The organism is Methylomonas sp. EFPC1, from assembly GCF_016925515.1.
GTDB lineage: Bacteria > Pseudomonadota > Gammaproteobacteria > Methylococcales > Methylomonadaceae > Methylomonas > Methylomonas defluvii.
On the sequence record NZ_CP070494.1, the window covers coordinates 3,816,013 to 3,836,665 of the forward strand.

At 49.1% G+C, this 20,653-nt stretch carries 17 protein-coding genes, 1 tRNA gene and 1 riboswitch; of the genes, 7 read left to right on the plus strand and 11 right to left on the minus strand.

The features are described 5' to 3' along the window. Positions 1 to 357 precede the first annotated feature (357 nt). The 3 genes from JWZ98_RS17440 to JWZ98_RS17450 all read right to left on the minus strand — a co-directional run bounded on the left by JWZ98_RS17440 (position 358) and on the right by JWZ98_RS17450 (position 6,165). Positions 358 to 1,317 carry a hypothetical protein gene (locus tag JWZ98_RS17440; RefSeq protein ID WP_205451192.1) on the minus strand — a complete coding sequence of 320 codons (960 nt, stop codon included), beginning with the start codon at positions 1,315 to 1,317 and terminating at the stop codon, positions 358 to 360. Between the two features lie 533 nt (positions 1,318 to 1,850). Further along, a complete protein-coding gene (locus JWZ98_RS17445) occupies positions 1,851 to 3,452 on the minus strand; it encodes a 2Fe-2S iron-sulfur cluster-binding protein (protein ID WP_205451193.1) in 1,602 nt (533 codons plus the stop codon). After that, a complete protein-coding gene (locus JWZ98_RS17450; RefSeq protein WP_205451194.1) occupies positions 3,442 to 6,165 on the minus strand; it encodes a molybdopterin cofactor-binding domain-containing protein in 2,724 nt (907 codons plus the stop codon). The genes JWZ98_RS17445 and JWZ98_RS17450 overlap by 11 nt, the downstream gene beginning before the upstream one ends. Positions 6,166 to 6,398: 233 nt before the next feature. Here JWZ98_RS17450 and JWZ98_RS17455 point away from each other — a divergent pair, with 233 nt between their 5' ends. From JWZ98_RS17455 to JWZ98_RS17475, 5 genes are all read left to right on the plus strand, one after another. Continuing rightward, a complete protein-coding gene (locus JWZ98_RS17455; protein ID WP_205451195.1) occupies positions 6,399 to 6,755 on the plus strand; it encodes a hypothetical protein in 357 nt (118 codons plus the stop codon). Between the two features lie 132 nt (positions 6,756 to 6,887). Continuing rightward, positions 6,888 to 7,697 (plus strand): conjugal transfer protein TraN, encoded by an 810-nt coding sequence (traN, locus tag JWZ98_RS23260; protein ID WP_240348062.1) that lies wholly within the window; start codon positions 6,888 to 6,890, stop codon positions 7,695 to 7,697. Between the two features lie 268 nt (positions 7,698 to 7,965). Continuing rightward, positions 7,966 to 8,604, plus strand: coding sequence for a hypothetical protein (locus JWZ98_RS17465; RefSeq protein ID WP_205451196.1), 639 nt, complete (start codon positions 7,966 to 7,968; stop codon positions 8,602 to 8,604). A 90-nt stretch (positions 8,605 to 8,694) separates the two neighbouring features. Beyond that, on the plus strand, positions 8,695 to 9,780 hold the full coding sequence (locus tag JWZ98_RS17470) for a Fic family protein (RefSeq protein WP_205451197.1): 1,086 nt from the start codon (positions 8,695 to 8,697) through the stop codon (positions 9,778 to 9,780). 9 nt (positions 9,781 to 9,789) lie between these two features. Then, positions 9,790 to 11,421: a tyrosine-type recombinase/integrase gene (locus tag JWZ98_RS17475; RefSeq protein ID WP_240348067.1), complete on the plus strand. Its 1,632-nt coding sequence runs from the start codon at positions 9,790 to 9,792 to the stop codon at positions 11,419 to 11,421. Between the two features lie 89 nt (positions 11,422 to 11,510). Here the strand turns inward: JWZ98_RS17475 and JWZ98_RS17480 are convergent. The 4 genes from JWZ98_RS17480 to JWZ98_RS17495 form a co-directional block, all read right to left on the minus strand. Continuing rightward, positions 11,511 to 11,586, minus strand: a tRNA-Lys gene (locus JWZ98_RS17480). A 102-nt stretch (positions 11,587 to 11,688) separates the two neighbouring features. Continuing rightward, complete coding sequence (locus JWZ98_RS17485) at positions 11,689 to 12,237, minus strand: response regulator transcription factor (RefSeq protein ID WP_026603562.1); 549 nt, start codon at positions 12,235 to 12,237, stop codon at positions 11,689 to 11,691. Beyond that, the gene (locus JWZ98_RS17490; protein ID WP_205451198.1) at positions 12,215 to 13,588 is read right to left on the minus strand and encodes an ATP-binding protein; all 1,374 of its coding nucleotides are present in this window, start codon (positions 13,586 to 13,588) and stop codon (positions 12,215 to 12,217) included. Before JWZ98_RS17490 ends, JWZ98_RS17485 begins: the two co-directional genes overlap by 23 nt. A 266-nt stretch (positions 13,589 to 13,854) precedes the next feature. After that, on the minus strand, positions 13,855 to 14,130 hold the full coding sequence (locus JWZ98_RS17495) for a hypothetical protein (protein ID WP_020483075.1): 276 nt from the start codon (positions 14,128 to 14,130) through the stop codon (positions 13,855 to 13,857). 378 nt (positions 14,131 to 14,508) lie between these two features. Next, a riboswitch (cyclic di-GMP riboswitch) is annotated at positions 14,509 to 14,593 on the plus strand. A 100-nt stretch (positions 14,594 to 14,693) separates the two neighbouring features. Here JWZ98_RS17495 and JWZ98_RS23265 point away from each other — a divergent pair. Further along, positions 14,694 to 15,806 carry a hypothetical protein gene (locus JWZ98_RS23265; protein ID WP_240348069.1) on the plus strand — a complete coding sequence of 371 codons (1,113 nt, stop codon included), beginning with the start codon at positions 14,694 to 14,696 and terminating at the stop codon, positions 15,804 to 15,806. A gap of 99 nt (positions 15,807 to 15,905) precedes the next feature. After that, on the plus strand, positions 15,906 to 16,676 hold the full coding sequence (locus JWZ98_RS17505) for a hypothetical protein (RefSeq protein WP_205451199.1): 771 nt from the start codon (positions 15,906 to 15,908) through the stop codon (positions 16,674 to 16,676). 144 nt (positions 16,677 to 16,820) lie between these two features. Here JWZ98_RS17505 and JWZ98_RS23270 read toward each other — a convergent pair whose 3' ends face one another. From JWZ98_RS23270 to JWZ98_RS17525, 4 genes are all read right to left on the minus strand, one after another. Next, positions 16,821 to 18,473 carry a sulfotransferase gene (locus tag JWZ98_RS23270; RefSeq protein ID WP_240348071.1) on the minus strand — a complete coding sequence of 551 codons (1,653 nt, stop codon included), beginning with the start codon at positions 18,471 to 18,473 and terminating at the stop codon, positions 16,821 to 16,823. 41 nt (positions 18,474 to 18,514) lie between these two features. Beyond that, positions 18,515 to 19,882, minus strand: a complete 1,368-nt coding sequence (gene radA, locus JWZ98_RS17515; protein WP_205451200.1) for a DNA repair protein RadA — start codon at positions 19,880 to 19,882, stop codon at positions 18,515 to 18,517. Between the two features lie 116 nt (positions 19,883 to 19,998). Next, positions 19,999 to 20,400 carry a type II toxin-antitoxin system VapC family toxin gene (locus JWZ98_RS17520; protein WP_205451201.1) on the minus strand — a complete coding sequence of 134 codons (402 nt, stop codon included), beginning with the start codon at positions 20,398 to 20,400 and terminating at the stop codon, positions 19,999 to 20,001. Continuing rightward, positions 20,397 to 20,639 carry an Arc family DNA-binding protein gene (locus tag JWZ98_RS17525; RefSeq protein ID WP_205451202.1) on the minus strand — a complete coding sequence of 81 codons (243 nt, stop codon included), beginning with the start codon at positions 20,637 to 20,639 and terminating at the stop codon, positions 20,397 to 20,399. Before JWZ98_RS17525 ends, JWZ98_RS17520 begins: the two co-directional genes overlap by 4 nt. Positions 20,640 to 20,653: the final 14 nt, after the last annotated feature.

Genomic DNA, 20,653 nt, shown 5'->3' on the forward strand with positions numbered 1-20,653 from the left:
CGATAGAGTCGATATGGCCCCGAGAGCGCCCCAATCCAGCCATAATTTGGGGAAGTAAATGTGACGCAACGGAGGTAGGTCTTTGAGGAGAAGACATGCTTGATCGTCCAAGTGCTACCACCATCCGAGGTATATAGCGCTTGACCGTTGCTATTAACAGCCCATCCATGATCCTCATCCAGAAACCAAATATCGTCGGTGCGGCTAGACGCAATGGGAGCATTGGTGGGGTTCCAAGTAAACGGCATACATCCTCCTTCTGTTGATTTAGCTAGTTAGTTTCGACCAAATGTTTACACTCGTTCATCGGTCTGCGCGCCTTTTCGCCTTGGTCCAGTGCGATGATGGGTTAGATAATTAGTGAGGGGTACCTCTGCGACCCTTTTCAGCAAAGTACTTATAGAAGCCAAGGCATTCTTCCAACACTCCTTTGTTACTTAACCGGGATTCGCTTCCGTTTATTAGTTTTGCCTTCCAGTCCGGAAACTTAAGTCCGCTGTTAGCCAAATCATAAAACTCATTTTCTGCTTCAAGGAAAACAAGAAATGCTGCCTCGGTGCATAGGAACGACGTAATACTTGAGTTGCCAGTGGCATTTTTATATTCGCCAAACTTTTCTGAAAGCACTGAATAATAATTAAACCCGAATGTATTGGCAGGTATCGGACGCGGAGCTAGTGATTTTCTGTGTGGGTCGTTTGACTCTGTAAGCCTAAACATAATGTTTCCGATTTTGTATTGACCTGGATCTTCTTGTAGATAGATCACTTCCTTTGCGTTTCCTAGAGTCATTATTCCAGAGCACTGAGCACACGACTCAAGTGAGGTGTAGATAGTTACTCCTTGAAGTAACTGGCCATAGCTACTTGATGTATCTTTAGGCGGGGGGCCTACGTTCCAAGAATCGTAAATTTGATTAAGTGAAAATACTCGGTTTAACAAACGTGCCTCAGCATGTTGTGTAGAGCTGTTGAATATTTCGTTGTGATTAAAATCAAAATCGATGACTGAACCGTCTCTATCAACGGCAAAAGCAGCGATGTTATGGCCTAGATAATCGCCTTTGAGGAACTTGCCTCGTGGCACGGGCTTTTCAGATGTGGATAGTAATAAGTTGCTTCCATAGTCTTTGCTATGGGATGGTTTTTGGGAATCATCGACACTCCGTTTGTTTGAATTCCAGTTGAATGCGACCATGCTCATTAACAGAAGGGAATAAATATTATGACGCTCTTTTTCCTCCTGAGAAACTAATCGTGGTGAGTCAGCCACTAATTCAGAGACGGGGCGTTTTAGATATTCGTCGAGCTTGGTCACTTGAAGTTCTCCTTTTTCTCGAATTGCAATGTATGCTGAAGAAGGTTGGGTAATAATTACCCAGTTTACTCGGAAATTGATATCTAGTTGATTTATCCAGTTATTTTTTAAGGCATAAGTATATGATTTATTAGAAATATCTTCTAGAAGTAGCGTTTTCCCTTTGCCTAGATTTACATTTACCAGAGGCAGTTCGTAATAATTCTGCGTCAGAATTTATTTAAATAAATAACGTATACTGAAACAGATAGGCTTCATTGTTCATTAGGCCTTTCTGAGCAGTCCCTACTTATTACATAACCCACTCTTTTCTATCACGAAAAATGAGTTGCAACAATTAATTTCTTGTCTACAAGGATATTTAGTTTTCATTTGTTGCGATCGGCTTATCCTAAATGAGTATTTGATTTTCCAGATGCTTTGTTAGTCTTTAGAAAGCTACAAAAGCATATTTCTACAATCAACAAAAGAAACTGCTCCACAATTTGGATGAACCTAATTAGCCCATCGTAACGAACATGAGCATAAAAGTCTCAAACCAAAAGGTTATCTCGCATTGCTAGCAACTCCTCGCGACTCTCCCATGATGCCTTGAGATAAGCTGGAGGCAGCAAATGACGGTGTAAATCTTCTTGCTCCTCGATCTTGTCCAAGATCGACAGCATGTAATCATATTGTTCGCATTCGTTGATTCCAATATAAAATTTCATCGTAGAACGGTCAAATGGGGGCAATATTTCAAACTTTTCCGGAAGAAACCAGCAAAGCTGAAGTAAAGGCCCTGCCATATGTCGTCTTGCAAGAACATGATAATTACCTGCATGTCGGTAGCTCATTTCTAGAAGGCACATTGCCAGCCAGTAGTGAAGGTTGGAGAGCTTCGCAATCCCAAGGCCATCACCCTCTGGCAGGCTATTGGAAAAACCTTGCCACATAGTTTTATGTGTTATTTGCCAAGACGGGTATGTCTCGTCATTTAAATCAGACCAAATATCCCGCTCTCCCTCGAATGCGAAATAAGTCCCTCGGTATAGACTGAGAAAGAATTCGTAATGGTCTACTTCACCCTCCTTCTGAATGTACTCCAACTGATTGTCCCAATGTCTCCAATGATCCCATCCGGTATTTTCACCAAATTCTCTGAGTTCGGCCCGTATGTTTTTATAGATACTACCAACATTACTGATTGGTCTAATGCTGCCAGATACCAGATTGAGCTCTTTAAACAACTGGGGGTCTGCTATTGCCAAGTCAGAGGGCGCCTCTGCTAGTATGTATTTAGCAAGACTTTTACGGCTTAATGGCTCAAAGCATAATTCGAAGGGATAGATTCTTGGTTCATACGGCAGTGGTTGGTGTTCCAAATTTGGTATTGCGCCGAGCTCTACCAATAAGCGGTTGACAGAATCAAGATGACTCATTTCTTCAATTGCTACTGCGAGAATACACCTTGGTTGGCCTGGAGTTTGGTGCCCATGTCCAGCAAGCGCTTTGTAGCGCGGTCGCTTTACTGAGAAGGCGGCATAAAGATACTGAAGCATAAGTACGTTCTCAACTTCCGCCGCCTCACTCAGCCATCTGATCAGTTTCCACTTGCTATATTTTCGAACAGCCTCAGAAGACGGTGTTTCTTCAAGCACAACCCGTTTCACCGTATCCAAGTAGCGCAAATAACCAGTACATCGGCATAAATGCGCCTCCAAAACTCTTTCGACTGCTTTCTCAGGCGATGAGTTAAGCCCAAGACCACTCTTCCGGTTCTCCAATAAGCAATAAGCTTCCATCAAAAAGCCAGGAGTACAGTACCCGCACTGAAAAACTCCGTCATCCACAAACGCTTTTTGCAATGGGTGCAATGTATCACCATTAGCCAAGCCTTCGACAGTCACTATTTTCCATTCGTTGCAGTTTTTCAATGGAGTCGAGCAAGCGGGAATTGCATGAAATACACCGTTTTCATCTATCATCGCAACCGTACACGCTTTACACATGCCCGCGCCGCACCCTAGTTTGGTACCAGTCATTCCCTCAGTTTCATGTAAAAAGTCAATCAGTCGCCAATGAGATGGCAAAAAACGCGACTCCGTTTTACGGCCATTCAAAGTGATGGAGAAACTTATGCTTTTAGCGATCATTTGCAATCTCCATGCGTTCTCGGACATCGGAAGTCGTTATTGGCCAACGTGTAAATCGATGATCATGAGCTTCAACTGGATCATTAAAAACTGCGTTTATGATTGCGTTAGCGATAGCAGGAGCTATCGGCGAAATTGATACCTCAGCTATGCCTTTGTAAAGACGATGGGGAGGATCGATCTTTGGCTTTATGCCAAGGTTATTCGAAACTGGGTTAAGTACATACTCATCATCTTCGATGTCAACAAAGACTGTTTCGATACCTTGTTCTGGCATATGTCGAACACGTGGCAAGGGATAGTGATCGAAGTTGATATTAAGTTGGCCTCCTAGCGGTCCACTGGGGTAGCTTTCCAACAGGGTGTGGCCAATACCTTGAGCGATGCCACCTTCGATCTGCTGACGAATGCGGTGATCGTTCAACCGATGCCCGGCATCCAATACCACTGTAACCTTTTTCAATTCAACGTGTCCTTGAACATCGACAACGACATCAACCATGCAGGCTGCACTGGCATACAGAGAGCGAGTAGGACTATCCTGCGTGCTGAGAACATTTTTTGAAGTAGGGTCAATAACATTCGTTGCTAAAATAGGTTTGATGTCGTTCAAATTTTGCGAGTTGGGTCCGAAGGCAAGTCTATCAAGCCATCGAGGCTCAGGTGCTTGGTTTGAATTTATATAAAACTCGCCATAAGCCCAGGTATTTCTGAATGTTGCAGATCCATAGATGCTTGCGCGATCCGATTCGGCAATAGACTTGGCGACAGAGTCGAAAGAAATCGGCGCTTGCCCCTCGTAAGTGATTGTCCCATCGTCGAGAAACTGTATTTTTTTGGGGTCGATCTCACCTGCATTTTTCCAATAATTCGCAAGTTCAGGTGCCCAAACATGGCGAATCCAGATTTCCACCAAATTATCAATAACATGTATGGAACCAAAGGTTCCCTTCGCGGCCGCATTAGTATCTATATTTCTAAGTATCTCATCGCCTTTAGCCCTTAGGGCTTTACCAAGGAATACGCCTTTGCCAGAATTAACTTTAATGATGACTCCAGAAAAAATACTCTGGAGATATTTTTCGATTCCATTGATGGTTCCCTGTCCCATTCTAACCGGGAAACAGTCTACCTCGATAACTAAGTCCTTGGTCAGATGAATCGCTGCTGCCGGGCTGTCAGTGGACGTGCCATAAGCCTCCATGACGAAGGCAAGGCCTGTGCCGAAACTTCGATCCTTGTTGCAAGGATCAGATAGAAAACTCAGGCGGCGTAATTGTCGCTCTTGCCAATGCTTGGTGACGCGAGCACTAGCTAGCACTGCTTTGTTTTTGAGAGGATGACTTAATATTTTTCCATCGATATCAGTATCTCCAGATACTAATACTATTTCTTCTCGATATTTCAGAGGGTCTCTTCGTAACTGAGCTGCAATCCTGTCTATCTGCTGCTCTATATTGAATAAAGCCTGGGGGATACCGAAACCACGCATGCTTCCCGATATAACGCCAGAGTTCTTTAGTGGTACGCCACGGTATGCTCGTTGCTTGTAACGATAGGCTCCAGAGGAGGAATGGGTGGAAAGCCCCAAGACTGAAGCAGACAAATTGATGACTGAGCCTCCATCCAAAATCAAACGCGCATCCACTGCATCCAACGTACCATCATTGCTAACAACGATGCTCGTCTCCATGCGACTTGGATGCCGCTTTATACCCGAGACAAACTGCTCAATGCGGTCATATTCAAGTCTAACGGGTATACCGTTACCTGCAACAGCAGCAAGCGCCGCATAAACTGGAAACGGGCTTGACGAACGACCACCAAAACCGCCTCCCAAGCTACAAGGAAGCAACTCGAATTCATAACCATAAATCGTGTTACGGGTTGTCAACGAGATATAATCTTGATAATGGGACTGCGTGGGAACTATAAGTTCGACTACTTTCTGGCCATCCCCCCGATGCACTACACGACCCAAAGACGAATCTGGTTCTAAGTAAGCAACATCAATAGCTGGAGTAGTAGTAACAAGATTTATAAGTTGATCATGATGCTGCTCCAGACACTTAGCCATTTCTGGGTCGTAGCGTCCCTTTTTCAGAATATTTCCTTTATTGTCTTTAAAAGTGATTGTAGACCACTTATCCGTTGGCGTATCCTCCGGAGGCCAATTGTCCTGATCGAACATGCGAGCGGCATATTCCATTAAGGAGATAGATTCAAAGCCGTCAGCTCTATTTGTCGATTGTTTACTTAGGCGTAATATTGTTGAGAGAGCTTCTTTCTCACGCTGGGCATCTAAAAAACTAGCTACGTCATCAAACACTAAAAGACACACCGGTTGACCAACATAGCGAGCAGTTTCACCGATGGTCACTAAGTAGTCATCATCAGGGTCTTTGAAATCGATCTTCTCCCCAGAGCCGAGAATATCCTCAAAAGACTCCCTATCATTAGCTACATTCGATAATTTCACGAAGCACTTGATTGCACCAACTTTCCGAGTCGCATCGATGTCAATACCTTCAACTACGCGCCCCAGTCTTTGAGCTCTTACAAACATAGCCCGCCACGTCTTCTCTCCCCAATTCGCGCCCTTGTAGTCCTTAATGTTCTTGATATCATGCGCGCGCAGATCCCTTGCAAATATTTTTGCCCCAGTGACTATTTGTCTATCCATCTTTTTTCCCTCCTGAAGACGAATTTTCATATGGTAAGTTAGCGCATATAAAATAATTTCGTCAATTGCAAATTCCTTGGATCTAATCCAATCGCATCTCATCGTAACCGATCAAAATTTATCCAGTTAACCTCAAGATTCTTGTTAGTCTAATATTGCCGTAAAAGATTTGTGAGTCGATAGGATTTTGCAACCACAAATATCATTCTCAGAATAGTCATCAATGGATTGCAATGACAGGAAAATAAGTATTAGGATTTTCGATGAGTAACGAACAACACACTGAAAACACGGGATCTCTTCCAGATGATCCCGTCCTATCCTGGATGGAAAGCCAGTCTGAGCAATTACATGCACATGCCCGCATGTTGGTCGATGATTATTGGCGACAACTCAACCAGAAACACAAACAGGTCATCATCACCGATCTTGATAAGGCGTTGCCAAATCGCATCGCCGATCCTGAACGTATTCAACAATTGTTCCAAACATTCGGACTGATCAATGATGAACACGCTATCGCTATCCATGACGAACTATTCGCAGCCGAAGAGATTAACTGGTTACCCAGCCAAATTCGACACATCAACCGTCAGTTAACGCAACAAGCTCTGTCCTGAATTTCATCCTCGGAATCGGACCATTCGTTCAGAACGCATCTCACGCCGAGTCCGGAGGGGCGCATCGTTTTGCGGTTTTTGGTTGGGGTGGTGGTTTGGGATGATCCGACACGTCAATTGTTTTGTTCAGACATGGATCAGACCTTGAATCAAGCCAGGCTTGAACAATGGGCGGAAACCTTCAAAGAAGATATGAACAGCCAAACCGGGCACGTGATCTGGGATATTGTAATGCCCAGTGCGCTCAGTATGGCTGTTTCACCGGGCATCTATTTGCTGCATGCCGTTGGCTTTTTCTTCACGGCATCGTCGGAAACCCAAGATCATCAAATATCAAAAGCACTGATCAGTACACACGGCGTCGATGGCATACCCAGTGAAATTCGGGTGGCATTTTTCGATAATGCTGAAGCGCTATCAACCGTACGCAAGGAAAGTTACTGCTGCTACAACTCGCCGCTAGCACGCATCCTCAATGAACAGATCAAACCGCAGCTGGACATGGATTTCGGTACGCCGGAAACTCCGAGTTGTACCGGGATTAAAGTCGCCGATCTGGACCGCGTGGACTGGACCAAAGTCAATTTGGACGAATGGTTGGCTATTCTGGCACAGACAGGACATTTGCCGAGTGCCGCTAATGCCGCATCCATGCTGAATCTCGATCAACTCACCGGCACAGGCAGCCGACTCAATCCTCAGAAATACGGTGCTGCCTCCAGCGGCCGACAAGACAGACTACCTAACTTTTCGCCTTGCTTGATCAATAAATCCTTGGCTTTATTCAGTTCCTTGTCGTCGAGAACAGCATTATGGTCAAATATATCAAACGAATTTCCAGATTCGACTTGTTCCGATGTGGAAATCAATGTCCGAATCGCATTGACAATGACCTCTTCCTCGCGGGGCTCGATTTTAAAAACTTTAAGGTCGGATAACTGACGACGATTTATTTTGTTATTGAAATCGGACATGCGCACCGGAACTTAACACTTTAAACAAGGCTTGCAGTTGCGATAGCTGTTTCAGATCGATGCTCACGCCGACTCCATGACATGGCTATGTAATTCAATAGCAATTTGCTTGAGCCTAACCCGAGCCAGCTCTTGATTGGGGGTGGCGCTCACATCCGGTAGGCGGATCAGTTTGTGATAAGCTACATCTGTTTGGCCAACTCAAACGCATCACCAAGCAATGGCTAGATACCTGCTTGGTTTGCAAAGGCGGCACGTATCCTGCCCAGTTGATGTATCAAGAACTGGCGGACATGGCTTGCGAACGCATTACCGCAGCCATCACTCGTTCTTTGGTCGGTACGCGTCCTATCAAAGCCGTGCTCGATCCTTATAACCCCACCGGTTCAACCAATCACGTCAGTTTTAACACCTCCAAAACCGATCGCTGGGAAACCGCTGTCGACCGCTGCCACATCAATTGGGTGGTTCTCGATAGTGATTGGGAGGCGGAGTTTTGCCGCGTCGCTGAAAATCATCCCAAGGTCAAAGCCTATGTCAAAAACCACGGCCTGGGTTTGGAAGTGCCGTATCGCTATGGCTCGGAAACCCGCAAATACCTCCCAGATTTTATTGTCCGTGTAGACGACGGGCGGGGCGACGACGATCTATTAAACCTGATAGTCGAAATCAAAGGCTATCGCCGCGAAGATGCCAAAGACAAAAAAGCCACCATGGATACGTACTGGATACCCGGCGTGAATAACCTAAAAACCTATGGTCGCTGGGCATTTGCCGAGTTTACCGAGGTTTACCAAATCGAAACCGACTTCGAAGCCAAGGTCGAAGCCGAATTTGCCAAGCTGTTGGACGCAGTTAGCCAGGTCCAAAAGTGATATGTATAGATTTTGCCACTTTGCTATACATGTTCCGGTCGATATGCATAGAAAACAGTGGTTTTCTATCAACGATCCTTCCACAGGTGCATGATGACGTCCATTAAATCCCTGCAAACCTTAGCACCGGAACGCTTCGAAGCCACCGAAATTTTGAAGAAACTTGCGCTTGCCAGCCGAAAGCTTGCGGAACTTAAAGGCGTGGCCGCCTCGATTCCCAACCAAGGTATTTTGATCAATACCTTGGGCATGCAAGAAGCTAAAGACAGTTCCGCCATTGAAAACATCGTCACCACCCATGACGAACTCTTCAAAGACGACGCCTTCCCCGACAGTTTCGCCAATCCCGCCGCCAAAGAGGTTTTACGCTACCGGCAAGCGTTACGGATCGGTTTTGAACAAGTGACTGCCACCGGGCTATTAACCAACAACCACATCCTGCAAATCCAGGCAGAGCTGGAACAAAACAATGCCGGATTCCGCAAATTGCCGGGCACCGCGCTAAAAGATGGTTTTGGTCAAACCGTGTACACCCCACCGCAATCGCCGGAGGCCATCACAGAACTGATGCGGAATTTGGAGCAATTCATCAATATCAACGAATCCTTTGCTGCTGATCCGCTGATTAAAATGGCCTTGTTGCATCATCAGTTTGAAAGCATCCATCCCTTTTACGACGGCAATGGCAGAACTGGGCGCATCATCAATGTGCTGTATTTGGTGAAAGAAGGCTTGCTGGATATTCCCGTACTGTATCTCAGCCGGCAGATCGTCAGAACCAAAGCCGATTATTACCGCTTGCTGCAATCGGTTCGCGAACACGACACCTGGGAAGAATGGGTGCTGTACATGCTTTCCGCAGTCGAAGTCACCGCCGGCGAAACGATCCAGACCATACATGCCATCAAATCGGCACTGATGCATGCCAAACATAATATCCGTGAACAGTATCGTTTTTACAGCCAGGACTTGATCAATAACCTGTTCACTCATCCCTACACCAAAATCGAATTCATCGAGCGCGATTTAAACGTCTCCCGGCTAACGGCCACCAAATATCTGGACGCTCTGGCCCAAGGCGGATTTTTGCTGAAACAAAAAGTCGGTCGATCCAACTATTACATCAACATCGCGCTCAACCAGATTCTCAGCGGCTCGACCTTACAAGGAGAATAAGTAAACCTTATGGCCAAAGACACCAGCAAACTCAGCGTCGAAACCCTGACCCACGACGACGCCACCCGCAAAAACATCCCCACCGCCGAATACCAATCGGTGATGGCCAAAGACGAGCAAAGTCCGATTCGTTTGGCGTATGAACGGCGCAACCGCGACCTCGATCCGCAACTGGTTTGGCGCGGCAAAGACGAACAGGATTGGTCGGATTTGGTAGTGCATGCGCCGCCGTTGTATATCCAGGAAAAAGTCCATCCCAAGGTATTGATCGACGACTTGCTGCGCCGCACCGAAAGCCAGCAACCGGCGGAACCTGATCAAATCGACCTGTTTTCCGACTTCAACGGCCTGCCCAACGACAACGCCAAAACCGAATTTTATCGCCACGATGCCCACTGGACCAACCGCATGATCCTGGGCGACAGCCTGCAAGTAATGGCCAGTTTGGCCGAGCGCGAAGGCTTGCGCGGCAAGGTGCAATGCATTTATTTCGATCCGCCCTACGGCATCAAATTCAATTCCAACTTCCAGTGGTCTACCACTAGTCGCGATGTCAAAGATGGCAACACCGACCACATCACCCGCGAGCCGGAACAGGTTAAAGCTTTTCGCGACACCTGGCGCGACGGTATCGACGGGATCGGAAGAGTTCGCCACCGCTTTACAGCGAGCTCGCAATCAGAAGCAGAAGCGGAATATCACCGGGCAATAGCCCAGGCGAAGGTTGTTGCATCAACGCCCGAGCGAAAGCTATTCCGTGAAGCGGCAACTAAATATTTATCGGAGGAAACAAAATCGAGCATTGATCGAGATGCACAATGTTTGGCGAATCTGGATCCTTGGATTGGTCATTTGCGCGTAGATCAGATCCATCAAGGGTCGATACAACCCTACATTGAACATCGTAAAAATCAAGGCATTAAGAGCAATACCATTGCACGAGAACTTGCAGTTGTCAGACGCATTTTGACACTGGCATCTAGGGTATGGCGTGATTTGGACAATCAGCCTTGGCTGCCAACAGCGCCTTTATTTCGAATGCCCGACTGGAAAGATGCTGCAAAGCCATATCCGCTTTCGATGGATGAGCAGCAACGTTTTTTTGGAGAATTGCCAGAGCATCTGGTGGAAATGGCTTTATTTGCAATTCATACCGGTGCCAGAGAGCATGTCGTGACCGAATTACGTTGGGAGTGGGAGGTTCGGATACCAGAAATCAAGTCATCGATTTTCCTGGTTCCTGGTGCATTCACCAAAAATGAGACGACCTGCATGCTTGTACTCAATAGTGTCGCCAGAAATGTCATTGAGACCAGACGAGGGAAATTGGATACCCACGTATTTGGATTTAGAAACAAGCCAGTTGGGCGGATGCATAATACGGCTTGGAAAAAGGCATGGCTCAGGTCGGGACTTCCTGTCGGTGACGATGTTTTATCGGGTCCGCATAACCTTAGACATACATTTGCAAGACGCTTGCGTTTGGCGGGTGTGCCATTGGAAACGCGTAAAGCACTGATGCATCACATTGATGGTGATATCACCATTCACTATTCGCCGGCGGAAGTGGGTGAGTTGGTAAGTGCAGTAGAAAAGCTAATTTCTGTGGAAGGGGTGACCATGTTGCGTTTAGCATCATGATTTACCCACTGGGTAATTTGGAAGATTGCAGGCATAAAAAAACCAGTCGCCCGTTCAAAGCTAACTGGTTGATTTTTATATCGAATTGATGGTGGGTCGTGTGCGATTCGAACGCACGACCATCGCATTAAAAGTGCGGTGCTCTACCGGCTGAGCTAACGACCCCCTGAATGAGCCGCCCATTATACTCAGAAATATTAGCTTTGCAACGATTAATTGTAATAAATACAAAAATAATATCTTCCTTTCCTAAATGGTGCTGGTCACCTACTCTTTTACCGGCCGTTTTTCCAGCTTTCTTTGCAAGGTTCTTCTGTGCATATTCAATGCTCTGGCGGCGGCAGAGATGTTACCGTCGTGCTGCATCAGCACCTTTTGCAAGTGTTCCCACTCCAAGCGCTTCACCGATAGCGGATTGTCGCTGATCGCTACCGAGGCATCGCCTTCGTTTTTATATAAGGCACTAACAATCTCATCGGCATTCGCCGGCTTGGTCAGATAATGAATCGCGCCCAATTTGATAGCCTCCACCGCAGTGGCGATACTGGCGAAACCGGTCAGCATGACGATTTGGGTATTGTCATCTAAAGAAATCAATTTCTTGACCATTTCCAAACCGGAGTCAAAACCGATCCGCAAGTCGATTACCGCGTATTCAGGCTCGGTTTGTTCCGCCAGTTTCATCGCCGTATCAACATCATTGGCGACAGTCACTTGAAAATTGCGCTTTTCCAACGCCGGCTTCAACACCGAACAAAAGGTGACGTCATCATCGACAAGCAATAAATTGGGCTTATCCATAGGTAATTGGTTCATGCATACTCTCCTTAGCTAAAAGCGGCAAACTGATTTCAACGCAAGCACCGCCCGACTCTAAATTACTGAACTGTATTTTACCGCCGAGTCGCTTGATAGTGGTATAAGTCAAAAACAAGCCAACTCCCATACCTTGCTTATTGCTCTTGACCGGTTGGTGCCCGGCAAACTCGATAAATTCAGCCGGCAAGCCTGGACCGAAATCCCGGATTTTCAAGTTTAGCGTTGATTCATCCCATTCCACATGAAACTCGATGCCCGCATCGACCGGCGATGCCTCGGCAGCGTTATTTAGGATATTAATGATGGAGTGAGTCACCGTACGTTCCGCAATCACGCGCGCTTCCATATCCACATTCGGCGAAATAAATAGCTTGAGCCTGGTAGCGGCTTTATGCGTGCGCCACTGGCCTAATACTTCATCGATATATTCGCTCACCAGCATCACCTTGCCGGATTCCGCCCGCATCTCGCCGGCGGAGGCCGACATCACCGACAAAGCTTGTTTGCAGCGATCAATCTGCTGTTGAACAATCATCAGTTTCTGATGCAGATCCGGATAGCGATGCGCCGACAGCTCTTCCGCCATCTCATGCGTCAAAATGGCGATCGTCCCCAGCGGCGTACCCATATCATGCGCGGCGCTGGCCGCCAAGGTGCCTAGGGACACCACGCGCTCGTCGCGTAGCGCACTCTCGCGGGCATCCGCTAAATTACGCTCCCGCTCTTTCAAGGTCTTGGACAGTTCGACCACAAAAAAGGCGACTAAGCCGGCGCTAAACACAAAACCAAACCACATGCCGAATACATGCAGATTGAAATAACGCCTGTCGTTCATCAAATGCATTTGCAGGCTCATTTCCGGCGTCATCTCCGTCATCGCCGGATGGGCCATGTGCGGCTCGACAGCCGGCAAGGGTACGTTGTAGGCAATCAGCACCGTATACACGCAGGAGGTAATGATCACCATATTCCAGGCATAAGCCTGCGGCAGCATGATCGCAGTTACAATCAAAGGCAGCAGAAACACCCAAATGATCGGGTTTGATGCCCCACCGGTCAAATAAAGTAAATAGGCCAACGCCAGTACATCCATGCATATTTGCGAAAAAATCTCGTGCTCGGTAACTTCTTCCGGGGTTCTCAGCCGCAGCCAGGTGTACAGATTGAGTATGGAAATCGCAAAAATCGCCAGCCACAGCTGGTTTTGCGGCAAATTAATACCTAGACCGTTCACCGCAATAAACACCGCCACCGTAACGGCAAACAGCATCAAATTTCTAAGAATGTATAACCAACGCAGGTTTTCGCGAATGGATATTTCGGCTTTGGGCAGAATGTGTGAAAGCATAGAAACAACACTAAATTGAAGAAAGCATCGCCGCTAGATATTACCGGCGCTTGCTTACCAAGGTGGAAAGCCGATCAAACCTGGATGGCGGCCACCTAAGTATTCAATCGATTTTTGATAGCAAGCTTCACTCCAACCGCTAAGCGCAAGAGCAAATACGGAATTAAGCTAGCCGCTTACAAGATCGAAAGATAATCTACGAGCTAATCCTTTCGGAGCAAGCGTCACGATCTGACGAATCATGTCCCAAAAAATAGTGCGGCATATCACGCACCAGCCAAACGCCAGCCGCCGTTTTTATCCACCCACCTCATGCTCAGCCAGTACCAAAACGTCATAGGCAGCATCATCGCAAACCATTCCCAATCGTCGATCAAAAATAATTTGGCAACCCAACCGTTGCCATCGAAATAGAGCGGCCAAGGCACACAGTAAAGAGTAAAAACAATACTACTCCAGATCAACAGTAACGCGCCTTTGCGGGTTTCTATACTCGACAGGGCCAGGAACACCCACAGCGGGGTTTTATCGGTTTTTTGCATACATCTCTCCACAGAAAAATCTCGTGCCAACCCAATTAGCGGCGCAACAACCTAACAATAAACGACTAGAAAATAAAGAAATTCCTGATCAAATCCACCAAAACAAACTTCACCACCAAGCGGGGATTATCTCCCAACAATTGAACTGTGTTATTTAAAATAAGCGCATGCGCTATTTCGCTGAATTTCGCCGGCAGCTCATTCATGCCATCCCAGGCAAAATAAGCAGCAATACAATGATATTTATATATTTTATTAAGTTGGCCCACTATTCGCTGTAACTAGTGTACTTGCTTCGTGGTTTGCTTTCCGAAAAAGCGGTTAGTAGGTCTCTACCCCTGCCATGTCTGCCGCCGGCGGAATGAGCAAATCTCTGAAAGCAAGCTTTGCCACACCCGTCGTGAGGCGGGGCCGGAAAATCACGGTTCTTAAAAAACGATTTAAAGAAGGCCGGATTGCCCCCATGCGCGCCATGGGCGAGGGCAAAGTTTGGCTCGCTGCTGTTGGTCAAGTTTTGTCAGTTTCGCTGTTACCTTTAATTCCAATAACAAAAGAGGACGATCATGATCTTTCATAAAACGGCTATAGCAGCTATTTTGACAACTGGCCTAGCGGCTGTTTCCAGCCAAGCGTTCGCGCACTCTTACTACAACCTGACCGGAGCGGGCTCAGTAACCTCCGGTAACTCCGCTATCGGCTTCGGCATCGCCAACAGCATCAACGGTACAGACGGTGTATCTGCAAACTCCAACGGCACCAATAGAGTCGCCAACGGTACCAACGTTTATACAGTCGGCGACTTAAACGCGAACACCTTAATTCCGGGCACAGGTACCGCGGCTGAGACAGCCACAGAAGTAGCAGGCAACCTGCCCTATATGTGGTATTCAGGTCAGCATACAACCGCTGCCGGCTTCACCAAACGCGAGTTGCATACCGGCTCCAGCGCTACAGACAACGATGGCGCACTGACAGCAAACCTTATTAGCTCAAACCCTAGCTTCGGCACTAACACTATCGGTAGCTTGTGGAAAGCTTACTCGGACAAAAACGGCGGCACTAACGCCGCCACCTGGGGCACCATCATGGCCGACCTACCGGCTGATGGCGACCATCCTTACTTGGCGGTAGCAGGCAATTCAGCTTCAACCGGCTTGGGACTGGACTACGGCTTGATTCATATTAGCTGCGGCGCAAACACAGCAAGCGCTAACTGCGCCAGCGCGGGCAATATCAAAACCACCATTACCGTGAAAAACGACGCCGATTACAGCCAATTTAACGGCTTATTGGACGTGGCCCTGTATCGCAATGTGGACAGCAGTTCCACATCTGACCGTAACGCGGCTGCCACAATCGGCGAAACGGGCCTGCAAGGCTCAAGCTTGGGCGAAGCTATCTGGACAGCCAGCATGAGCAGCACTTCCGACACCTTGTTCTACTCGTTTGTGTTCGATCAAGCAGAGTGGAATGCCACAGGCACACCAGGACTACACACCAATGGCTTTTATACCTTGGTGGTCGGCGCGCACGGTGGCAGCGCGCTCGATGGCGTAACCTACGACGTACTGGTTACCACTTCGGCAGTGCCTGTTCCAGGCGCAGTCTGGCTGTTCGGCAGCGCCATGGCCGGCTTGATCGGTTTCGGCCGCCGCAAACAAGCACTAGCGGCTTAATTACCCAGCGGGATTGCCGCCAAATAGCGGCAATCCCATCACCAAGCGCTGTTTAACGACAGGCTTACACTCATATATTTGATTCGATAGATATCCAAAATGACTGCAAACTTAACCTTTAAAAAACTAGCACTAGCCGGCGCCATGGGCACGTTAATGTCGATCAGCGGCATGGCTAGCGCTCACGTAACCTACAATCTGGCCTCCGGCGATACCTTGCCACCGGACGGTTCCGCTATAGGCCCATGGTCGGCCGGCGATCCAGGCTACATTGGCAATTTGCCCGCCACCTGGGTCGCGATGATCCATAACGACGGAGGCATAGCTACCTCGCAAACCGCCAGCGGCCACGGCATAGGCATGGGCGCCAAAGCTTATAAAGACGGCGCGACAAACTGGGGGCATACCGCCGATTACGGTTTGTTTGAATTGCATGCCGATGCGGAAGTGACCATCACCGTATCGTCGGACGGCTCCAATCTGCGCCCGGCTTTTGGCTTGTGGAGCGGCTGGGATACCGCGGGTAGCAGCAGTCGCCATCAGAGCTACCTGGACAACGGTGCGCTGAATCCCATGGCTGCCAGCCCACTTGGCACAACGCTGGCTTTGGTTGACGCAAACGCCTGGGCCTTCGCAGCCACTCAAGGCACCACCGCCACAGCGACGCTGACCCGTTTCCTGACTGCCGGTACTTACACGCTGATTTTGGGTGGTTACGACGGCACGGTAGGCGGCGCCAATCTGGCCTATACCGCTACCATCTCCGCCGCGGCATCACCGGTACCCTTACCGGGTGCGGTTTGGCTGTTCGGTAGCGCGATGGCCGGCTTAGTCGGTTTCGGCAAACGCAAATCACCGGATAGCATCTAATTCGATTCGACTTACCTGACTGCGACAGAACTAGGTTAGATCGGTTTCGGTCAAGGATGACCGGGAGCACGGAAGCTCCATTTTTACATCCGTTTGATCGTAGTCTACTTGATCAAAAAGCTTGAACAACCCTGCCCATTCGCTTCATTCGTAACCGAACGCATCGATATACGGCGCTAAAATCGGTAATACGGGTTCGTAAAACTTTTCATAGTGCTGCCAACGCGCCACCGAGCGCGAATAAATCGGCTGAGCGACAGCGGCAAAACTCGGCGTGGCAATGTAACGGCCCTTAGCCTTCTCATGAAACGCGCTAACTTCGGCCACCCATTCCAAATCCAATAACGCAAACACCCGGCGAAAACTGTTTTCAAAATCGTTCACGGTGTCCTCGTAACGCAATTCCATATAACGCGGCTGCATCATCGGCTTTATGTAAAACCAAAGGTCCATCACGGCCGCATATTGCTTGGCCACGCCTTCCCAGCTCAGCAAATTGATTGTCACGCTAGACGGCTTAAACGCCTGTTGAAAACAACTCAAACACACATCGCGCGGATCGCGCAGCGCAAAGATAATCCTGGCCTCCGGAAATAGGCAGCTAATCAAACCTATATCGATACTATTCAGTGCCACTTTATCGATAAAGCATTTATTCAAGGCGTCCGCGCCGTATTCCTCACCAACCCGCCGCCAATAGTAAGCGCGCAACTTTCGGACATCATCCAGACCAAGCTGGCGGAGGGCGGCCGGAATGTCTTCTCGCACACCGCTCAACCTTTGCAGCTCTTGAATCAAACCATGAATCAGATCATTTTCATCGGAGGTAAACACCTCGGGATGCGCCGCCAACACTTGCTCGGTCAACGTCGTGCCCGAACGCAAAAAGCCCAGCAGAAACGTCGGGGCCGGCAAGTTATCGGCAAAGTCGCTTAGCGCCCATCGATGCAATAACGCCTGATCAAAGCCCTGCTTGTTGCGTTGAAGCGCGCGAAACACCTGTCCGGCGTCAAGCGAGCTGAGTTCAGGTAATTGCTTATACAAAGCCTTTGCTTGTTGGCAAGCCGCAAACGATGCATCGTATTCTTCCAATTTATCCAGCACCCCAACCAACTCCTGCCAGGCGCGTGCGGTCTGCTGCATATTGCGATTGGCGGCTATCACAGCCTGAAAGCGCTGCTTGGCTGCCGGCAAACGGTTTAAATGCGCTTCCAGCACCGCCAGCATATTATTGCAGGCCGGATCATCCGGACGTAACTCGCAAACCTTGCTGGCAAAAGGCAAAGCCTCTTCGAATCGATTAACCCGCGTCAAATACAGGGCGCGATTATTCAGCGCGGCAGGGTTCTCAGGTTCCAGTTTGACCGCCAACTCGGTCAGTTTCAGCGCCGTATCCAGATCGCCCCAGTGATGCAATTGCTCGGCCAGCTCCAAAATAAAACGGATATTGCGGGTTTGCTGAGCGTCGATTTCCAGTTGAAGAGCGGCCTGCTGCAGATAGGCTAAGCCTTCCCGGCGCTGCTGCTGCCAACACAAAGCCTGTCCCAATCCGGCCAGTGCTTCCGCATGATTGGGTTGGATCGCTAACACTTGCCGAAACCCATGCAACGTACCCGCCATATCGCGCCGGGCAACGGCTTGCCAGGCTTGCTTTAAGGCGTCGTCCACACTGGGTTTAACCGGCCTCGCCGCCGCTTCGGCTTGCTTTAAACAACAGGCTTTGTATTTCTTGCCGCTGCCGCATGGGCACGGATCGTTACGGCCAAATTTAGCGTTGACGGCTGCTGTATTTTTCATATCGTTCCCTGACGAAGTTTGGCATTGATTATGGGCAGCAATTATAAATCCGCCAGCACGGCCAGCGCTTCTTGAATGTTACTGACTGCATGGATTTGCAAGTTCTTCACCGGGTCCTTGGGTTTGTTGCTCTTAGGAATAATCGCCTTTTTGAAACCGTGCTTGGCGGCCTCGTTGAGCCGAGCGTGACCGTTGGCGACTGGGCGAATTTCACCGTTTAAACCCACCTCGCCGAAGAACACCGTGTCGTAAGGAATAATCCGGTCGCGCAGGCTGGAGACCACACCGACCATGATTGCCAGGTCGGTACTAGTTTCGGACACCTTGATGCCGCCGACTACGTTGGCGTAAATCTCGTCATTGCCGGTAAAAATCCCGCCGTGGCGCGACAACACCGCCAGCAACATGGCTAGCCGGTTTTGATCCAAACCCACCGCCAGCCGGCGCGGATTACCGTACTGGCTTTCGGTGACCAAGGCCTGAATTTCCACCAGCAAGGGCCGGGTGCCTTCCCACAGCACCGTCACCACGCTGCCCGGCGAGGGCTTTTCCGCGCGGGATAAAAACATCGCCGAGGGATTTTTCACTTCCTTCAAGCCGCTGCTTTCCATTGCAAAGAAACCCAGCTCACCGACACTGCCGAAGCGATTCTTGTCAGCGCGCAACACTCTGAAACGCGAATCGTCGGTGGACGACAACACTACTTGAGCATCGACGATGTGGCTTAAGGTCATCGGCCCAGCCAATGATTGGTCCTTGGTCACGTGGCCGACCATGAAAAACGACACGCCGCTACGCTTGGCATACTGGGTCAGATAGCTCGCGGACTCGCGCACCTGCGACACCGAACCCGGCGCCGAATCGGAATCGGCGGTATACATCACCTGAATCGAATCGATGATGACTACCTTGGGCTGTTCCTCATCCAAGACTTGGCAAATCTGCTGCACCGAAGTTTCCGCTAGCATCTTGATGCCGGTAGTATTGAGCTGTAAACGGTACGCACGCTCGGCAATCTGTTGCAGCGACTCCTCACCGGACACATACAGCACCGGCAATTGCTGGGCGATATGGGCGATGGCTTGCAGCAGAATGGTACTCTTGCCGGCACCCGGCGCGCCGCCGATCAACACCACGCTGCCGGTGACGATGCCGCCGCCCAGCACCCGGTCGAACTCGGCCAGGCCGGTGGAAATCCGCTCCGCTTGCGCGAGATTGACGTCAGACAACAAGCGCACTTCGCTGCGGCTACCGGCATAACCGGAATTATCGCGCGCGGTTTTACCGCTACCCAACTTCACTTCCTTGATGCTGTTCCAGGCTCCACATTGATTGCATTGCCCGGACCAGCCGGGAAAATCGGCGCCGCATTCGGTGCAAACGTAGGCGGATTTGGTTTTTTTAGCCATAGCGAGTTCGATTCGTGGTTGATGACATTGGTGTTAGGCTCAGTTAGACCACCTGCAATATACCTAAAGCCCCATCGCGCCAACCCAGCCGACAGGCGATTTTGCCGAAACCTGCTTCACCCCAGAAAATCGTCAATCGTCCGGGCAATGGTCGGAAAGGCTTGCAGCACTTTTCGGTCGGCGGTAATCAACGGGACGTTCAACAGTTTGGCCAGCGCGACGAATTCGCAGTCGTAAGCCGAGCAATCGCTGCCGGCCACCAATTGTAAAACCTGGACGGAGGAGATTTCGTATTCGTTTTGTAGCAGCAAAGTCTCCGCTTGGCGCGCGATCCGCAAGGCGTCGTCCAAGGTCAACAGGTTTTTGCGTAGATACAAAGTCAAAACATTGCGAAATTCACTTTTCCACAGATAGGGTGCAATCCATTGCGGCTCCTGTCTTAACAGTTGTTCGGCTTGTGCGGATTTTTCGCTATTGAGGTAAAGATAAGCAATCGTGTTGGTGTCGGCAACAATCATGGCCGGCCGGCGGATTTGGCTTGGTCGATGTCCTGGTCGGTTAACAGGCAATGCGCGGTTTTCTCGCGCAGTTGCCGAGCCTGAGCTAGATGCTGATCGACACTGATTCGGTGCGGATCGATGATCCTTTCCACGCAGTAAATGACTTCGCTGTTAATGCTACGGTGGTGTAGCTTCGCTGCGGCTTTTAGCTGTTCGTATAAATCATCGGGGATGTTTTTTAGGGTCAAGGTTGCCATGACGCTCACCTGAA

What these genes read in the sequence shown, in the direction of transcription:
- JWZ98_RS17470 (WP_205451197.1), top strand. Translation starts at nt 8,695, where the DNA reads ATGATGACGTCCATTAAATCCCTGCAAACCTTAGCACCGGAACGCTTC.
- JWZ98_RS23270 (WP_240348071.1), bottom strand. Translation starts at nt 18,473, where the DNA reads ATGAAAAATACAGCAGCCGTCAACGCTAAATTTGGCCGTAACGATCCG.
- JWZ98_RS17445 (WP_205451193.1), bottom strand. Translation starts at nt 3,452, where the DNA reads ATGATCGCTAAAAGCATAAGTTTCTCCATCACTTTGAATGGCCGTAAA.
- JWZ98_RS17475 (WP_240348067.1), top strand. Translation starts at nt 9,790, where the DNA reads ATGGCCAAAGACACCAGCAAACTCAGCGTCGAAACCCTGACCCACGAC.
- radA (WP_205451200.1), bottom strand. Translation starts at nt 19,882, where the DNA reads ATGGCTAAAAAAACCAAATCCGCCTACGTTTGCACCGAATGCGGCGCC.
- JWZ98_RS17505 (WP_205451199.1), top strand. Translation starts at nt 15,906, where the DNA reads ATGACTGCAAACTTAACCTTTAAAAAACTAGCACTAGCCGGCGCCATG.
- JWZ98_RS17485 (WP_026603562.1), bottom strand. Translation starts at nt 12,237, where the DNA reads ATGAACCAATTACCTATGGATAAGCCCAATTTATTGCTTGTCGATGAT.
- traN (WP_240348062.1), top strand. Translation starts at nt 6,888, where the DNA reads ATGGATCAGACCTTGAATCAAGCCAGGCTTGAACAATGGGCGGAAACC.
- JWZ98_RS17525 (WP_205451202.1), bottom strand. Translation starts at nt 20,639, where the DNA reads ATGGCAACCTTGACCCTAAAAAACATCCCCGATGATTTATACGAACAG.
- JWZ98_RS17495 (WP_020483075.1), bottom strand. Translation starts at nt 14,130, where the DNA reads ATGCAAAAAACCGATAAAACCCCGCTGTGGGTGTTCCTGGCCCTGTCG.
- JWZ98_RS17520 (WP_205451201.1), bottom strand. Translation starts at nt 20,400, where the DNA reads ATGATTGTTGCCGACACCAACACGATTGCTTATCTTTACCTCAATAGC.
- JWZ98_RS17455 (WP_205451195.1), top strand. Translation starts at nt 6,399, where the DNA reads ATGAGTAACGAACAACACACTGAAAACACGGGATCTCTTCCAGATGAT.
- JWZ98_RS17450 (WP_205451194.1), bottom strand. Translation starts at nt 6,165, where the DNA reads ATGAAAATTCGTCTTCAGGAGGGAAAAAAGATGGATAGACAAATAGTC.
- JWZ98_RS17490 (WP_205451198.1), bottom strand. Translation starts at nt 13,588, where the DNA reads ATGCTTTCACACATTCTGCCCAAAGCCGAAATATCCATTCGCGAAAAC.
- JWZ98_RS23265 (WP_240348069.1), top strand. Translation starts at nt 14,694, where the DNA reads ATGATCTTTCATAAAACGGCTATAGCAGCTATTTTGACAACTGGCCTA.